The organism is Dactylosporangium siamense (assembly GCF_016862795.1).
GTDB lineage: Bacteria > Actinomycetota > Actinomycetes > Mycobacteriales > Micromonosporaceae > Dactylosporangium > Dactylosporangium siamense.
This window is the reverse complement of sequence record NZ_BONQ01000062.1, coordinates 86,645-102,899: the sequence shown is the minus strand read 5'-3', so window position 1 is coordinate 102,899 and position 16,255 is coordinate 86,645. Positions and strand designations below refer to the sequence as shown.

14 protein-coding genes are annotated in these 16,255 nt (G+C 72.0%); 6 read left to right on the top strand and 8 right to left on the bottom strand.

The genetic code is table 11. The features are described 5' to 3' along the window. Position 1 precedes the first annotated feature (1 nt). From Dsi01nite_RS21350 to Dsi01nite_RS21335, 4 genes are all read right to left on the bottom strand, one after another. Positions 2–1,264 (bottom strand): MFS transporter, encoded by a 1,263-nt coding sequence (locus Dsi01nite_RS21350; RefSeq protein ID WP_203847972.1) that lies wholly within the window; start codon positions 1,262–1,264, stop codon positions 2–4. Then, positions 1,264–2,508, bottom strand: coding sequence for an aminotransferase class I/II-fold pyridoxal phosphate-dependent enzyme (locus tag Dsi01nite_RS21345; protein WP_239136059.1), 1,245 nt, complete (start codon positions 2,506–2,508; stop codon positions 1,264–1,266). The genes Dsi01nite_RS21350 and Dsi01nite_RS21345 overlap by 1 nt, the downstream gene beginning before the upstream one ends. Before the next feature lie 176 nt (positions 2,509–2,684). Beyond that, complete coding sequence (locus tag Dsi01nite_RS21340; RefSeq protein WP_239136058.1) at positions 2,685–5,690, bottom strand: putative bifunctional diguanylate cyclase/phosphodiesterase; 3,006 nt, start codon at positions 5,688–5,690, stop codon at positions 2,685–2,687. A 26-nt stretch (positions 5,691–5,716) separates the two neighbouring features. Continuing rightward, positions 5,717–6,349 carry a signal peptidase I gene (locus tag Dsi01nite_RS21335; RefSeq protein WP_203847969.1) on the bottom strand — a complete coding sequence of 211 codons (633 nt, stop codon included), beginning with the start codon at positions 6,347–6,349 and terminating at the stop codon, positions 5,717–5,719. Between the two features lie 85 nt (positions 6,350–6,434). Between Dsi01nite_RS21335 and Dsi01nite_RS21330 the strand changes: the two genes are divergently transcribed. Next, the gene (locus Dsi01nite_RS21330) at positions 6,435–7,025 is read left to right on the top strand and encodes a hypothetical protein (RefSeq protein WP_203847968.1); all 591 of its coding nucleotides are present in this window, start codon (positions 6,435–6,437) and stop codon (positions 7,023–7,025) included. Next, positions 7,025–9,157: a LamG domain-containing protein gene (locus tag Dsi01nite_RS21325; protein WP_203847967.1), complete on the top strand. Its 2,133-nt coding sequence runs from the start codon at positions 7,025–7,027 to the stop codon at positions 9,155–9,157. The genes Dsi01nite_RS21330 and Dsi01nite_RS21325 overlap by 1 nt, the downstream gene beginning before the upstream one ends. Here the strand turns inward: Dsi01nite_RS21325 and Dsi01nite_RS21320 are convergent. Both Dsi01nite_RS21320 and hisN read right to left on the bottom strand, forming a co-directional pair. Beyond that, positions 9,081–9,989: a hypothetical protein gene (locus tag Dsi01nite_RS21320; RefSeq protein ID WP_239136060.1), complete on the bottom strand. Its 909-nt coding sequence runs from the start codon at positions 9,987–9,989 to the stop codon at positions 9,081–9,083. The two genes, Dsi01nite_RS21325 and Dsi01nite_RS21320, sit on opposite strands and share 77 nt — an antisense overlap. 82 nt (positions 9,990–10,071) lie before the next feature. After that, positions 10,072–10,890: a histidinol-phosphatase gene (gene hisN / locus Dsi01nite_RS21315; RefSeq protein WP_203847966.1), complete on the bottom strand. Its 819-nt coding sequence runs from the start codon at positions 10,888–10,890 to the stop codon at positions 10,072–10,074. Positions 10,891–10,942: 52 nt separating this feature from the next. Between hisN and Dsi01nite_RS21310 the strand changes: the two genes are divergently transcribed. After that, entirely contained in the window at positions 10,943–11,575 is a 633-nt protein-coding gene (locus Dsi01nite_RS21310; RefSeq protein ID WP_239136057.1) for a DUF2087 domain-containing protein, read from the top strand. A 12-nt stretch (positions 11,576–11,587) separates the two neighbouring features. Here Dsi01nite_RS21310 and rsgA read toward each other — a convergent pair whose 3' ends face one another. Together rsgA and aroA are read right to left on the bottom strand one after the other, a co-directional pair. Continuing rightward, positions 11,588–12,673: a ribosome small subunit-dependent GTPase A gene (gene rsgA / locus Dsi01nite_RS21305; RefSeq protein ID WP_203847964.1), complete on the bottom strand. Its 1,086-nt coding sequence runs from the start codon at positions 12,671–12,673 to the stop codon at positions 11,588–11,590. Continuing rightward, the gene (aroA, locus tag Dsi01nite_RS21300; protein WP_203847963.1) at positions 12,625–13,938 is read right to left on the bottom strand and encodes a 3-phosphoshikimate 1-carboxyvinyltransferase; all 1,314 of its coding nucleotides are present in this window, start codon (positions 13,936–13,938) and stop codon (positions 12,625–12,627) included. The genes rsgA and aroA overlap by 49 nt, the downstream gene beginning before the upstream one ends. A gap of 90 nt (positions 13,939–14,028) precedes the next feature. Between aroA and Dsi01nite_RS21295 the strand changes: the two genes are divergently transcribed. The 3 genes from Dsi01nite_RS21295 (at position 14,029) to Dsi01nite_RS21285 (ending at position 16,039) form a co-directional block, all read left to right on the top strand. Continuing rightward, positions 14,029–14,748, top strand: coding sequence for an SOS response-associated peptidase (locus Dsi01nite_RS21295; protein WP_203847962.1), 720 nt, complete (start codon positions 14,029–14,031; stop codon positions 14,746–14,748). Positions 14,749–14,915: 167 nt separating this feature from the next. Continuing rightward, positions 14,916–15,356 carry a WhiB family transcriptional regulator gene (locus Dsi01nite_RS21290; RefSeq protein ID WP_203847961.1) on the top strand — a complete coding sequence of 147 codons (441 nt, stop codon included), beginning with the start codon at positions 14,916–14,918 and terminating at the stop codon, positions 15,354–15,356. A 71-nt stretch (positions 15,357–15,427) separates the two neighbouring features. Next, positions 15,428–16,039 (top strand): alpha/beta hydrolase family protein, encoded by a 612-nt coding sequence (locus Dsi01nite_RS21285; RefSeq protein ID WP_203847981.1) that lies wholly within the window; start codon positions 15,428–15,430, stop codon positions 16,037–16,039. Positions 16,040–16,255: the final 216 nt, after the last annotated feature.

Sequence of the window (16,255 nt, the reverse complement as noted above, 5' to 3'; positions counted from 1 at the left end):
CTCATGAGGTGCTCACCACCAGTTGCCGGGGCGATCGCATGCCCGGCAGGTAGAGGAAGGCGAACGTGACGATCGCGCCGAGCACGCCCGCGCCGATGAGGGTGTTCTGCACGCCGATCGCGGAGGCCACCGGCGCGGCCATCGCGTAGGACAGCGGCACCAGGGCGATCGAGATGAACCAGTCGACGCTCGACACCCGGCCGAGCAGTTCCTCGGGCACGAGCCGCTGCTTCGCCGTCGCCCAGGCGATGGTGCCGGCCGCCTCCAGGCCGTTGACCAGGGCACACGCGATGGCCAGGTGCCACGAGGCGGTGGCCATGCCATATCCCGCGACCGCGAGGGTGGCGAGGGTCCACGTGACGTAGATGAAGGGCATGTAGCCGCGCGGTACACCACGCTGACTGACGACCAACGCGGCGGCGATGGCACCGATGCCGCCGCTGGCGAGCACCAGGCCGAGGTCGCCGGCGGTGCCGTGCAGCTCGTTCTTCACCACGAACGGCAGCAGCACCTCGGTGGGGCCGATGAAGAGCAGGTAGGTGAATGTCGCGGCGAGGAAGGTGCCCCACAGCCACACGTTGCGGCGCACGTAGTTCATCCCCTCCTTGAACTCCTCCCAGACCGAACCGGCCGCCTCGCCGGCCGCCTCGTTCACCACCGGCCGCATCAGCCACAGGCAGGTCGCGGAGACCGCGAAGGTGGCCGCGTCCAGCGCGAACGCCAGTCCGCTACCCCCGATCGCGATCAGGATGCCGCCGATCGAGGGCCCGGCCATCTGCAGTGCCGCCGGCCGGACGAACTGGTCCAGGGCGTTGGCCTTGACCAGGTCCTCCTCCGGCACCAGCTGCGGCACGATCGAGTCGAAGGCCGGGCCGAAGAAGCCCGAGGCGGCCCCGTAGACCGCCACCAGGGCGACGATGTGCCAGACCTGAACGACGCCGGTCAGGCTCAGCACGGTCAGGACAGTGAGCACCGCGCCCCGCACCAGGTCGGTGCACAGCATGATCTTCCGCCGGTCGAACCGGTCGCTGATCACCCCGCCGAACAGCAGCGTGGCGACCTGGGGCAGCGAGAGGGCGAACCCGACGACCGACATCGCCGCGGGTGCGCCGGACAGCGCGTACACCTGCCAGGCCAGCGCGACGAGCAGGATGCCGTCGCCGATCAGGGAGGTGCTCATCCCCGTCCACAGCAGGCGGAACTCCCGCCGCTTCAGTGGGATGAGCAGCCCGGGGAGCTCCCTCGGAGCGCGGTGCCTGGCCATCAGGCGGCGTTTCGCAGCTGCTGCAGACCCGCCAGCTCGGTGAGCACCGCGTTGAGCTGGTCCAGTTCCTCGTACGTGTTCGCGGCGGTCACCTGCACCCGGAAGCCGACCTGGTCGCGGGGGACCAGCGGGTAGGCGGCCAGGGTCACGTAGATCTCCCGGTCCCACAGGAACTGGCCGACCTGCTGGATGTCCTGGCCGGCCGCGAGGGGCAGCTCGATGATGGGCGTGGTGCCGGTGTTCGGCGTGTACAGGCCGAGCGCGCGCACGTGGTCGAGCACGTGCATCGTCTTGCGGTACAGGTCGGCGCGGATCTCGTCGCCGCGCTTCTCGTTCACGTCCAGGCCGGCCATGACGGTCGCCAGGGACGCCGTCGGCGACGGGCCCGAGTACAGGTACGGCGGGGCGGCGACCTTCAGGTGGTTCTTCAGCCACGTCGGCAGCGCCAGGAACGCCATCAGCGACGAGTACGACTTGGAGAAGCCGCCGACCAGCACGATGTTGTCGTAGGTCTCGCCGGCGTACTTGACGATCGCGTTGCCGCGGGAGCCGTAGGGCGAGGTCTCGTCCGGGGTGCGCTCGCCGATGACGCCGAAGCCGTGCGCCTCGTCGACGTAGAGCAGCGCGTCGTTCTCGCGGCAGACCTGGGCGAAGCGGGCGAGGTCCGGGGCGAGGCCGGTCATCGAGTTGACGCCGTCCATGGCGACCAGGCGGGTGACCCCGGCGGGGGCGGCCTTCAGCAGCTCCTCGAGGTGCTCGGGGTCGTTGGCGCGGAAGCGGGTGACGGTCGCGCCGAGGCCCTTGGCGTACATGCAGCCGTCGTAGATCGTCTTGTGCGACTGCGAGTCCAGGAAGATCATGCCCTGGCCGGCCAGGATCGGGATCACCGACATGTGGATGTGGGTGATCGTCGGCAGCAGCAGGGTGTCGGGGGCGCCGAGCAGCTCGGTGAGGCGCTCCTCGATCTCGACGTACGGCTTCGGGTTGCCCAGCAGCCGCGACCAGCTGGGGTGGGTGCCCCAGGTGCGGATGTACGGGTCGACCGCGTCCATGATCTCCGGCTCGAGGTCGAAGCCGAGGTAGTTGCACGAGGCGAAGTCAGACAGCCAGTGCTGGCCGACCCGGATACGGCGGCCGGAGATCTCCTCGATCGTGGCGTCGTACATCGGGCTGCTCGTGCGCAGGCGCTCCAGGTCGGCCCACCGTCCGTCGCGGCGGATGTAGCTGGCCTTGGTGCTGTGCATCGGGCTGACGGTCATTCCAGCTGCCTTTCGTAGAAGGGGTGACGCAATCCATTGCATCGGGCCACGGGTGCGTCGTCCGGTCCGGTCAGGTTGCTGTCCGGTTGGGTGACACACGCCATTGGTGACGCGGGGCCGGTTGGTGGTCCGGCCGTTCGGTGGTCCGGCCGTTCGGTGGTTCAGGCCATCGCGGCGAAGGGGGCCGCTTTGGGGATCAGGGCGAACGCGTCCGGCTCGGACAGCGGTCGCGCGAAGAGGTAGCCCTGGCCGTAGGGGCACCCCATGTCGCGCAGGGCGAGCGCCTGCGCGGACTGCTCCACGCCCTCGGCGACGACCGCCAGGTCGAGCGTCTGGGCGAGGGTGACGATGGCGGTGACGACCGCCCGCTGCTGTTTGGACTCCAGCATGTCGTCGATGAACGACTTGTCGATCTTGAGGACGTCGATCGGCATGTGTTGCAGGTACGACAGCGACGAGTACCCGGTGCCGAAGTCGTCGATCGCCAGCCGTACCCCCATCGCTCTGAGCGCGTCGAAGTCGGCCTTGACCTGCTCGTCGTTGCGCAGCAGGAGGCTCTCGGTGATCTCCAGCAACAGCGTGCCGGGCTCCACCCCGGAGGCCCGCAGCAGCTGCCGGACCTCCTCCACGAAGCCCGGGGTGCGGAACTGCCGGACGGAGACGTTGACGCTGATGTACCGCAGCGCGCCCGGCGCCGTGGAGCGTTGCCAGCGCCCGACCGTGTTCAGCGCCTGTTGCAGCACCATCCGCCCCATCGGCACGATCAGGCCGCTCTCCTCGGCCACCTCGATGAAGTGGCCGGGCGCGATCATGCCCCGGGTCGGGTGGTTCCACCGCACGAGCGCCTCGAAGCCCAGCGGCGAGCCGGTCTCCAGGTCCACGATCGGCTGGTACTGCAGGACGAACTGCTGCTCCTTGACCGCCTGGTCGAGCGCGGCCCGCAGCTCCAGGCGCTCGAGCACCGCCGTGTGCAGGTCCGACTGGTAGCGCCGCCACTGGCCCTTGCCGGCGCCCTTCGCGACGTACAGCGCGAGGTCGGCCTGGCGCATGAGCTCCTCGGCGGAGCTCGCGTCGACGGTGGTGGACAGCCCGACGCTGGAGATGCCGTTGACGTCCTGGCCGGCGATCTCGAACGGCTCGGCGAGCGCGAGCAGGACCCGCTCCGCCGCGAGCTCCAGGTCCGGCATCGAGCCGGCCTCGATCAGGGCGGCGAACTCGTCGCCGCCGAGCCGGGCGACCGTGTCGGTGTCGCGCAGCGCGCCCCTGATCCGCTCGCCGACCGCGATCAGCAGCGCGTCGCCGACCGCGTGGCCGAGCGTGTCGTTGACTATCTTGAAGTCGTCGAGGTCGATGAACAGGACCCCGACCAGGCCCGGGCCGTGCGGGTCGCGCTTGACGCGGGCCACCGACTGCTCGACCCGGTCCTGGAACAGCACCCGGTTGGCCAGGCCCGTCAACGCGTCGTGGAACGCCTGGCGGATCAGCTGCTCCTCCAGCTGCCGGCGCTCCGTCACGTCCCGCACGGTGAGCACCAGGCCGCCGACCGTCTGGTCGTCGCGCAGGTCGCGGCAGTCGACCTCGACCATCAGCCCGACCCCGTCGACGCGTTCGGCGCGCAGGTCGATCTGGTTGTGCGCGTGCAGCCCGCCACGGACCTGGGTGAGCAGCTCGGCGAGGCGGGGGCGCTCGTCGGCGGCGACGAACTCCCACAGCTCGAAGCCGGCCAGCCGCTCGTCGCCGAACACGGCCCCCGCCGACGGGCTCGCGTACTGGATGAGGTCGTGCTCGTCGACGATGAGGATCACGTCGGAGGTGTTGTGGATCAGCGTCCGGAAGTAGGCCTCGCTGCTGCGCCGGTTGACCTCGGCGGTCAGCGTCATGCGCTCCAGGGCCATCGCCGCCTGCGAGGCGAGCACCTCGAACGTCGGCTGCAGCGCCTGCAGCGCCTCCGTCGGGGCGCCGACGTAGAGCATGTCGCGCTCGATGCCGAGGGGGTGGCGCAGCGCCGAGCTGTACCCGCGCAGCAGGTCCCGGACATCCGGGTCGAGCCCGGACACCCGGACCAGCCCCGGCTCGTCGACGCGCTCGGCGCGCACCAGCACCACCGTGTGCGCGAGCCCGTCCGGCAGCAGCCGGTCCACCGCGTGCCGCACCGCGGCCAGCGTCTCGGCGGTGTCGGCGGCCGACACCAGGGTGGTGGTGGCCTCCCGCAGCTCCCGCTCGCGGGCCATCGACTGGCGGTGGTTGCCCATCACCCCGGCGAGGCGGGCGAGCACCAGCACGAACATGACGCCGGACATGACGGCGATGACCGCCGCGTCGCGGACGGTGCCGAGGCTCGCCTCGACCAGCAGCACACCGGGCGCGATCAGCGAGGCCGCGCCGAGCAGCGCGATGCGGCGCACCCCGACGTCGCTGGACTGCGACCTGGCCGGCTCGGTGAGCTCCACCATCGACGGGTGCAGCGCGGCCGCCGCCCACGCCGCGTAGCAGAGCACCCAGCCGAGGTCGGTGGGGCCGCCGACGTGCCAGTCGCCGTTGAGCTGGATGAGGCCGTAGACGACATCGGCGGCCAGCAGGCCCGCGGTGCCGAGGCCCAGGATCATGATGGACGGGCTCCGGCGCGTGCCGCCGGTGATCAGCCGCGCGAACACGGCGAGGGTGAGCACGTCGCCGAGGGGGTACGCGATCGAGACCAGCTTCTGCACGAGCGTCAGTTCGGTGCTGCGCACGTACGGGTCGATCAGGAAGATCCACGCCAGCAGCGCCAGGCCGATGGTGAGCGTCGTCGCGTCGAGCAGGCTGTCGCGGTCGTTGCGGCCGGTCCTGGACCGGATGAAACCGAGCAGGCCGCCGGCGACGAGGGGGTACATCGCCAGGTACAGCACGTCGGAGAACGACGGGAACGGGTTCGTCATCCCGAACACGTCGGTGAGCAGGTTGTAGAGGAAGTCACCGGCGCCGAAGGCGAACAGCGCCGACGCCAGCAGCAACCACGGCCAGCGCCGCCGCGGGCGGTGCACGACCACCCCGACGAGGACCCCGGTCGTGCTGGACAGGCCGATCGCGCCCCACCAGAGCATGTGCTGGCCGGGCCAGAGGTAGAACGCCACGGTGAGCAGCGCCATCCAGGCCGCGAACCAGGTGCTGAGCGTGCGTGTCAGCAAGCCGTCCGCCTCCATCCTGCTCGCCGTCAGAGAACTCCGCGTCTGACCAGATCGGTCGCGCGGTGGTGGTCTGAACGAATACCGGGGTGCGGGTCGGGTCGGCTGAGTTGCCGGGAGGTGCGCCCGACCGGCCGACACTGATCGGTCCGGCGGGGGTCGTACGCGTGCCGGCCGCGCCGGGTCCGTTCCCTGGCCAGGTGGCCCAGGGCGATCAGCACCACGAATGCGGCCGTGACCGGCGCCCAGCGACCCTGCCGCAGCCACAGCGCCGGCAGGCCGACCTTCGGCACCCGCAGCCGGGCCAGGCCGCGCACGTTCGCGGCCGGCACCGCGGCCTGATCCACCGACGGGTTGGCGTCGCCCTTGGTGGTGAGGCTGCCGTCGGCGTTGCGCCGCACGACCCGGTGCACCAGCAGGGTGCCGGGCCGGGCCGGGTCCTCGACCACGACCACCTGTCCGGCCCGCACCTGCGCGGCCCGCACCGGCGCGGAGACCACGAGGTCGCCCGGGGCGATCCCGGGGCGCATCGAGCCGGTCAGCACGACCTGGGTTTCCCAGCCGAAGGCGACCGGCAGGAGGGTGGCGGCCAGCATCGCGCCGGCGCAGGCCAGCGTGGCGGCGGCGGCGCCGCGCACGGCGACCCTCAGCAGCTCGAACACGTCAGAGTCCTGATCGGCAGCCGATCACCGCACTGAACCCGTTCGCGAGCTTGAACGGCAACCGTGCGGGCGCAGTGTCATGGCCATGGGAATTCTGTCCAGATTGACGCCGCTGGTCGGTGTGCCGGTCGGCCTCACCGCCGCCGGGGTCTTCGTGTGGCAGGCGTCCTTCGCGGCCTTCTCCGCGACCACGACCGATGGGGTCGACAACTGGGCGGCCGGGTCCGTCTCCTTCGGCGCCAACGCCCCCGCGACCGCGATGTTCACCGCATCGGGGCTGAAACCGGGCAGCAACGGCACCGCGTGCGTGAAGATCACGTACACCGGCAGCCTCGCCGCCTCCGTGCGCCTCTACCTGAAGAACGCGGACCTCGGCGGCACCGGCCTGGCCGGCTACCTGACCTTCCAGGTCAACGAGGGCACCGGCAGCGCCGCGGACTGCTCCGACTTCGTGTCCTCGGCCAACGACTACAACGCCGTCGGCATGGGCGACACCACCAAGACCCTGGCCGCCTTCAACACCGCCAGCAACTCCTACGCCACCGGTGTCAGCGGCTGGGCGGCCACCGCGAACACCACGAAGACCTACCAGTTCAAGTGGCAGGTGCAGGACAACAACGCCGCCAACGGCACGACGGCGTCGGCCACGTTCACCTGGGAAGCCCAGAACACCTGATGACGAGGGTGGTCCTGCTGCTCGCCGCGCTGGCGCTGATCGTTCCGGTCGGCGCCAACGCGGCGTTCACGGCGGCCACGCAGAACACCGGGAGCACCCTCGGCTCGGCGGCGACGTTCCCGACCTATCCGGCGGCGGTCACGGGGGACACGCCGTGGGCGTACTGGCGCGGCGAGGACACCACGACCACCGCCGCGGACTCGTCCGGCTCGGCCCACCCCGGCACCTATCAGGGCCCGGTGCAGGGTGCCTCCACCTGGTGGCCCGCGGACGAGAACGCCGGCACCGTGGCCGAGGACCTGTCCGGCTCGGCGAACCGGGCCACGCTCGGCGCCGCGGCCGGCTGGGCGACCGGCCGGGACGGGGTGCACTCGGCGATGTCGTTCAGCGGCAACGCGGCCACCAGCTACGCCGCCGGCGGCCTGCCCGCGGTGCGCACCGACCAGAGCTTCACGGTCATGGCGTGGGTCTACCCTCATGCCTTCACCCAGCATCGGGCCGTGCTCAGCCAGCCCGGCACGATCACCAGCGGCTTCATTCTCAAGTACGAGCACAGCGTCGCGAAGTGGCGGGTGATCATGTCGCGTACCGACACCGTCAACCCGACGAGCGACAGCGCCACCTCCACCACCGCCGCGGCGCTGGACACCTGGGTGCACCTGGCGGTCGTCTTCACCGTCGGCGGCCCGCTGCAGCTGTACGTCAACGGCGTGCTGGAGAACACCGGCTCGCACACCACGCTGTTCGACGCGACCGGCGCCCTCCAGGTGGGCCGCAGCCAGTGGAACAGCGGCTGGACCGACGCGTTCGACGGGCGGATCGACGAGGTTCGGACCTACCGGCGGGCGCTCAACGCCGGCCAGGTCGCCGCGGTGTACGGCAACGGCGAGACGACCCACTGGAACCTGGACGAGGGCACCGGCACCACCACCGCCGACGCCGGCACCACCAGCAACCCCGGCACCCTGGGCACCGGCGCGTCCTGGACCACCGGCCCCACCGGCCACGGCAACGCGGTCGCCCTCGACGGCACCGCCAACGGCTACGTCTCGAGCACCGCGCCCGGCGTGCGCACCGACACCGCGGTCAGCTTCTCCGCCTGGGCGAAGGCGTCCGCCGCCACCGCGAACACCGGCGTGGTCAGCATCAGCGGCACCAACGCGGTCGGCGCGACACTCGGCATCAACGCCGCGGGCAGGTGGACGTTCGCGCTGACCCAGACCGACACCGTGGGGCCGGCCGTCGACGCCGCGTCCGCCACCGCCGCGGTGAGCACCGGGGTGTGGGTCCACCTGGTCGGCGTCTACGACGGGCTGTCGGCGATGAAGCTCTACGTCGACAACGTCCTGGCCGGCAGCGCCACCCACACCACCCGCTGGAACGCCGCCGGCGGGCTGCAGGCGGGCCGGCTGCGCACCACCACGGGCGCCTACGGCGGGGCGTTCAGCGGCGCGGTCGACGACGTGCGGCTCTACGCCCGGGCGCTGAACGCCTCAGACATCGCGCAGCTGTTCGCCAACGGCACGGTCGATCCGGGCCCCGGCGTGGTGCCGAACCCGATCTCCGTCGGCCTGCCGGGCGCGTTGCAGGGCACTCAGCAGGGGCAGTCGGCGGCCACCGCGACCGGCTTCCGCGGCGTCACGAACCTGTCGTCGAACACGACCGTCAGCAACCCGGGTCCGTTCACGGTCGAGGCCTGGATCCGTACCTGGGCCGGCGGCGCGGTCATCGGGTTCGGCACCACCCAGACCGGCTACAGCGGGACCCGGGACCGGATGCTCTTCGTCGACAGCGGCAACCGGCTGTCGTTCGCCGTCTACCCGGGCTCCTCCGTCGCGGTGCGCTCGCCAGCCGGGACGTCCTACGCCGACGGCGCCTGGCACCACGTGGCCGCGAGCGTGGGCGCCGACGGGATCAAGCTCTACGCCGACGGGGCCCTGGTGGCGTCCAACGCCGCCGTCACCGCCGCGGAGAGCTCGACCGGTTACTGGCGGGTCGGCGGGATCAGCCTGGCCGGCTGGACGAACCGCCCGGCCAACGACTACTTCGTCGGCGTCATCGACGAACCGGCGGTGTATGCCGCACAACTGACCGACCAGCAGGTCGCCTGGCACTTCCATGCGAACCACTGAGCACCAGCGTCTTGGCCTCGCGGCTGATCGGGTGGTGGTGCTGCGGCTCGGCGTAGAAGCTGAGCCCGATGACGCTGCCCAGGGTGACCACGAATCCGGCCGCCACCAGCCACTCCTTGCCGGGCCACACCCCGTCGCCGAGGAACAGCAGGCCGACCAGGGCGGCGGGCACCGCGCCGGCCGCGTCCATGGCGGCCACCGCGGCGGTGGTCGAGCCGCGCTGCATCGCCAGGCCCAGCAGCAGCTGGCCGACCAGCGAATGGGCGATCAGCAGGTAGGACAGCGGGTCGGTGAAGAACTGGCCGAGGTTGTCGGCGGAGGCGAGGGGCCGCGACGCGACCGCCGCCGCGCCGAACGCCACGCCCGACAACGCGCCGAGCGCCACCGAGCCGGGCGCGCCGTGCAGCCGCACCGCGAAGAACCCCACGACGGCCAGGACACCGAGCGCCACGACGAGCCCCACGACGCCGGCCGTGCCGATCTGCCGGGAGGGTGCCGGCTTCGCGGCGAGGACCAGCGCGGCGATGCCGAAGGCGAGCAGCACCAGCAGCGCGAGCTCGGTCCTGGGCAGCTTCCACTTCAGGATCAGCACGCCGAGCAGGGCGGTGACGCCGAGCCCGGCGGCCATCGCGGACTGCACCAGGAACAGCGGCAGGTCCCGGCGGGCGAAGAAGGCCAGGGCGAAGCCGCCGAACTGGCAGGCGACCCCGATCAGGTAGGACTTGTGCCGCCCCAGCCGCAGCAGCAGCATCGGGTGGAACCCGTGGTGCAGATCGGTGCGGGCGGCGGCCACGGACTGCAGCAGGTTGGCCACCCCGTAGGCAGCGATCATCGCGCCGAGGAAGAACCAACTCCAAGATGCCACCCGGAGAGGATAGACCCGGTTCGGGGGAGCGGCATGCGGACTATTCGGTTTAGCCCGACAAACCGGACAATCGGGGGCTGCCCAAACGGGTGAGAACGTCCTCGTGAAGGTGACCGTTCGTAGCGATCGCGCTCCCACCGCCGGGCCCCGGCTGGCCCTGCAGGTCCGTGAACGTGCCACCGGCCTCCGTGACGATCGGCACCAGCGCGGCCAGATCCCACAGCGACAGCTCCGGCTCCACCATGATGTCCACGGCACCCTCGGCGAGCAGCATGTAGCCGTAGAAGTCGCCGTACGCCCGCTGCCGCCAGGTGCGGCGGGTCAGGTCGAGGACCGCGTTGAGCCGCCCCGCCTCCTCCCAGCCGCTCAGGTCCGAGTAGCAGAAGCTGGCGTCCGCGAGCCGGTCCACGTCGCTCACCCGGATCGGCGTGGCCGCTGCCGTGTGCCGTCCCGCATACGCACCGTGACCGAGCGCGCCCCACCACCGCCGCCCCAGGGCCGGCGCCGACACCAGGCCGACCACCGGCTGGGCGCCCTCCATCAGGGCGATGAGCGTCGCCCAGATCGGCACCCCGCGGACATAGTTCTTCGTGCCGTCGATCGGGTCGATAACCCACTGCCGGGTCCCGGGTCCGGCGGCGGCCTCGGTCGCCCCGAACTCCTCGCCCAGCACCCCGTCGCGCGGCCTGGCCCGCTGCAACGTGGCCCGCAACGCCTTCTCCACCGCCGTGTCCGCCTCCGTCACCGGCGTCAGATCCGGCTTCGTCGACACGTGCAGATCCTGGGCCCGGAACCGGGGAACGGCGATCGCATCCGCGGTGTCGGCAAGCAGGTGAGCGAGGGCCAGGTCGTCCGCGTAGCGCGCCATGCGCGGAAACTTAGCCGACGATCGCCATCTTCTGGCAGTACTGTCGCCGTTTGTGAGCAGTCACCAGCCGCCCCACCGCTCCGCGGCGGGTCCCGCCGGGGGATTCTCACCCCGGACCCCCGATGCGCCGCGCGCGGCACACACCGCGACGTCGCCCGCCGCGCTCTGCGGCCTTCTCGCCGAAGAGGACCGGCTCCGCGTCTATGCCGCCGTGGTGCTCGGCGCGTCAGGTCTCGCCGCCGTCGAGTCCGCGACCGGGCTGCCGGCCCGCACCGTCGCCGCCGCCGTCCGCCGCCTCCAGCAGGGTGGCCTGCTCGGCGTCGCCGACGGGGGCCTGCGCGCCGACATCGAGGTCTTCAAGGACTCGGTGCGCGCCCACGCCGCGGCCCCGGCGCAGGTCGAGCCGATGGACCCGGACCGCCAGCGCGACCAGATCCTGCGCACGTTCGTGGTTGACGGCCGGCTGACCCAGATGCCCGCCGCGCACGGCAAGCGCATGGTGGTCCTGGAGCACATCGCCGCGTCGTTCGAGCCGGGGGTGCGCTACCCGGAGCGTGAGGTCAACGCGGTGCTGCGGGCCTGGTTCGACGACTACGCGGCGCTGCGCCGCTACCTGGTCGACAGCGACCTGCTCTCGCGCGCCGACGGCACCTACTGGCGCACCGGCGGCCCGGTCACTGTCTGACCCTGCTCCGGATCACGAGAAGTCGGCGCCGGCGTCCTGCGGGTCGAGGGTGCCTTCCTTGGAGGCGAGGAGGCGGCGGAACGAGGCGAGCCGCCGCGGGTCCGCGCCGCCCTCGGCGACCAGCTTGTCCAGGCCGCAGTCGCCGCCGGCGCCGGTGTGGTCGCAGTTGGGCGCGCACCGGGTCGACGCCTCGACCAGGTCGGGGAACCCGTGCAGCAGGCTGTCCGCCGACACGTGCGCCAGGCCGAACGACCGGATGCCGGGCGTGTCGATGATCCAGCCGGGTTCGTCCCTGGACGGCAGGCGCAGCGCCACGGCGCTGGTGGACGTGTGCCGGCCCTTGCCGACGGCGCTGACCACGCCGACCGCGCGGTCGGTGCCGGGGACCAGGCGGTTGACGAGCGTGGACTTGCCGACGCCGGAGTGCCCGATCATCACCGAGACCCGGCCGCTCAACGCGGCGACCAGGTCGTCGAGCGGCGCGTCGGGACGGCACAGGACATACGGCAGGTCGAGCTCGGAGTAGTAGTCCAGCACGGCGGCGGGGCCGGCGAGGTCACCCTTGGTGAGGCACAGCAGCGGCTCGATCTCGGCGTCGTACGCGGCGACCAGGCACCGGTCGATGAAACCGGTCCGCGGCGGCGGGTCGTGCAGCGAGTTGACGATGACGAGTTGCTCGGCGTTGGCGACGACCACGCGCTCGAAGCGGCCCTCGGTCGTGCCCTCCTCGTCGTCCGCGGTGCGCATCAGGACCGACCTGCGCTCGTCGATGCGCACGATGCGGGCGAGGGTGTCGGGGCGGCCGGTGACGTCGCCGACGATCTGGACGTTGTCGCCGACGACGACCCCGCGCCGGCCGAGCTCGCGGGCCCGCATGGCGGTGACGACGGCGTCGGTGTCGGCGACGTGGCAGGTGTAGCGGCCACGGTCGACCGCGACGACGAACCCTTCCACGGCGTCGCTGTGCTTCGGGCGGGTGCGCGTGCGAGGTCGCGAGGACCGGCTCGGGCGGACCCGGACGTCATCCTCGTCGTACTCGCGCTTGCGCGTCAGTCCTGCCCCCCAAACGCTCCCGTGCCGTCCACCATCGTTGACCATAGCCGGGGGAACTCCGGCAGTGTCTTCGCGGTGCATGTCACGTCGTCGAGGCGGATCCCGTCGACGGCGAGGCCGACGACGGCGGCGGCGTGCGCGAGGCGGTGGTCGCCGTGGGTGGCGAACGTCGTGCCGCGCAGCGGCCGGGGCCGGATCCGCAGGCCGTCGTGGTCCTTGGTGACGTCGGCGCCGAGCTGGGTCAGGCCCGTGACCAGCGCGGCGATCCGGTCGGTCTCGTGCGCGCTCAGGTGGGCCATGCCGTGCAGGTGAGAGGGGGAGTCCGCGACGGCGGCGAGCGCGGCGAGCACCGGGGCCAGCTCCGCGACGTCGGTCAGGTCCGCGGTGAGGCCGTGGACGGTGCCGGTGCCGCGCATGACCAGACCCTGCCGGGTGAGCGTGGGCGCGCCGCCCATCTGCCGCATCAGGTCCAGCAGTCGCCCGCCGGGCTGGACGCTGGAGCGCGGCGGCCAGCCGGCGACGGTCACCGTGCCGCCGGTGACCAGGGCCACGGCCAGGAACGGCGCCGCGCCCAGCAGGTCGGGTTCGATGTCCCAGGCGCGGCCGTTGAGCCGGCCCGGTTCGACGACCCAGACGTCCGGCCGGCTGTCGTCGATGCCGGCGCCGGCGGCCCGCAGCATCTGGACGGTCATCCGCAGATGAGGGGCGCGGGGCACGGGCGGCCCGGAGTGCCGCACGGTGACGCCCCGGTCGAACTCGGGCGCGGCGAGCAGCAGCCCCGACACGAGCTGGCTGGAGGCCGACGCGTCGATGGTCACCGCACCGCCGGCGACGCGGCCGATGCCGTGCACCGTCAGCGGCAGGCGGGTGCCGTAGTCGACCCGGGCGCCGAGGCTGCGCAGCGCGCCGATCAGCGGCGCCATCGGCCGGCCGCGGCTGCGCTCGTCGCCGTCGAACGTGACCGCGCCGTCGGCCAGGCCGGCCACCGGCGGCAGGAAGCGCAGCACCGAGCCGGCGGCGCCGACATCGACCCGGGCGGGGCCGCCGAGGGGGCGGGGCCGCAACAGCCACAGGTTGTCATCGACGGTGGACACGTGGCAGCCCATGGCGCGCAGGCCGGCGGCCATGAGTTCGGTGTCGCGGGCCCGCAGCGGCGAGCGCAGGGTGCTGGCGCCGAGCGACAGGGCACCGAGGACCAGGGCTCTTGCCGTCATCGACTTGGAGCCCGGGAGCCGCACGGTGGCCGTGACCGGCCCCGACGCGGTCGGTGCGGTCCAGGGGAGGTACGCGGGGGCGGTCAGGTTCGGCACGCGTTCAGTGTGCGGGTCGTTCCGCTGGGTAGCGACCGCTGACGATGCAGGGTTCGCGGGGTCACATCCGGGCTCGGTACCGTAATGGGCATGTGTGGTCGGTATGCGACATCCCGCAGCAACGTTGACCTGAGCGCGCTGTTCGAGGCCGCCGACGAGACGGACGGGCTCGAGCCGGACTACAACGTCGCGCCGACGGACCAGGTGCCCGTGGTGCGCGTCTCCCAGTCCGCCGGCGGCCGGGTGCTCAGCTCGGCGCGCTGGGGCCTGGTGCCGTCGTGGGCGCCCGACCTGAAGGGCGGCGCCCGGATGATCAACGCCCGGTCCGAGACGGTCGCGGACTCCAAGGCGTTCGCCCAGTCGTTCGCGAAGCGGCGCTGCCTCGTCCCCGCCGACGGCTGGTTCGAATGGGTCCGCGGTGACGGCAAGACGAAACAGGCGTATTTCATGACGCTCGGTGACGACGAACCGTGCGTGTTCGCTGGAATCTGGACAGTGTGGGGTAAAGGCGAGGGTCGGGTGCTCACGTGCAGCATCATCACCACACCCGCCGTCGACGACCTGGCGCTCATTCACGATCGGATGCCGCTGGTCCTGCCGGCGTCGCGGTGGGAGGAGTGGCTGGAGGCCCCCGTCGATGAGCGGCTCCTGGCGCCGACGCCGTCCGAGCACGTCGCGCGGCTGGAGCTGCGACCGGTCGGCGCGCGAGTGGGTGACGTACGCAACGACGGCCGTGATTTGCTCGACCGGGTGCCCGCGCCCGCCTTGCGGCCAGGCGATGTGGAGCCGATCGATCTGACCCTCTTTTAGGCTGTACGTCCACTTCCTCCCCGGCAGAATTTGTCGAACAGCGTGAAAACTCTTGTATTTGCAGGTGTTTGTGCGATAGAACACAGCGCCGGTAGGTCAATGTCGGATGGGGGCATCCCGACGTTTTCCTGCCTAGTGTTCGTTTGACCCACGGGGGAGGTGGGTGTATGACCCGGGCGAGGATGCCACGCCCGCATGAGGTCGCTGCCGCCAAGCGTGATCCGCGTCTGTTGCGCGCGGTTCGCGAACAACAGGGCGATGATGCCTGGCGGACACGCGGCGCGTGCCAAACCGTTGATCCGGAAACGTTCTTTCCGGCCCCGAGCGAGCCCGCCGACGCTGCCGTCGCGCTGTGCCGCACCTGTGACGTCCAAGGCGCGTGTCTGGCCTGGGCGCTGGAGGTCGGCGACTGCCACGGGGTGTGGGGAGCCACCACGCCGCGTGAGCGGCGTGCGATGCTCGTCGCATGGCGCAGCGACGTGCCCAACCCGGGCCTGACCGGCCCGACCCCGGAGCATCGGATGGGCCCAGCGGTGTGCCTGCCGCTGCTGCCGATCCAGCGCGTGGGACGCACCGACAAGAGGGATCCGGTGGGAGCGGCCAGCTGACCGACCGGCCCTCGAGCCGGCCTCCGGGCCGGCTTTCGGGCCGGCCCAGTCGTTCGAGGGCCCGGCGGTCGCTGCGGGGGCAGGAGCTCGACACCCCATCCGGGGTGGCTCGCTACTCCCTCGACGTGCCCGCGGGATACACGGGGACACTGCTCGTCCTGGGCCACGGCGCCGGCGGAGACGTCGACGCCGTGGACCTGGTCGCGGTGCGTGCCGCCGTGCTCGACGCCGGCGCCGGGGTGGCGATGGTGACCCAGCCCTACCGGGTCGCCGGTGCCCGCCGCCCACCGGCGCCGGCCAGGCAGCTCGACGCCGCCTGGCTCGCCGTCGTCGCCGAGTTGCGCCGCAAGGTGGCCGTCGACTCGCTCGTCGTCGGCGGCCGGTCCAGCGGCGCCAGGGTCGCCTGCCGCACCGCGGTCGAGGCCGGCGCCGACCGGATCCTGGCGCTCGCGTTTCCGCTGCACCCGCCCGGCCGGCCGGAGGTCACCCGGGCGGATGAACTGCGCACCGGCGTGCCGACCCTGGTGCTCAACGGCGACCGGGACGCCTTCGGCGTGCCGGAGCCCCTGCCGACGGTCCACGTCGAGGTGCTCCCCGGTGAGACCCACGCCCTGTCGAAGGCGCCACACCTGCTCGCACAGCTGGCCGTGGCGTTCGTCACCACCGCCGCGATCAGTCGTTGAACAGCGTGTGACCGGTGCAAATCGGACACACTCTCCACACCGCGGACCGATGTCGTTCCGCAACCTCCCAGGCCCTTCCTGTTCCCGGCGGCCGACCGGTCCCAATCCAAAAAGGCCGGCCGCCGGGGCAGGCGGGTAGGAATGGCCGGCGGGTCGCGGGCGTTACACGGACCGTGCGACGCTGCCGAGGCGTCGCCGGTGGAGGGAAGTTTTCTC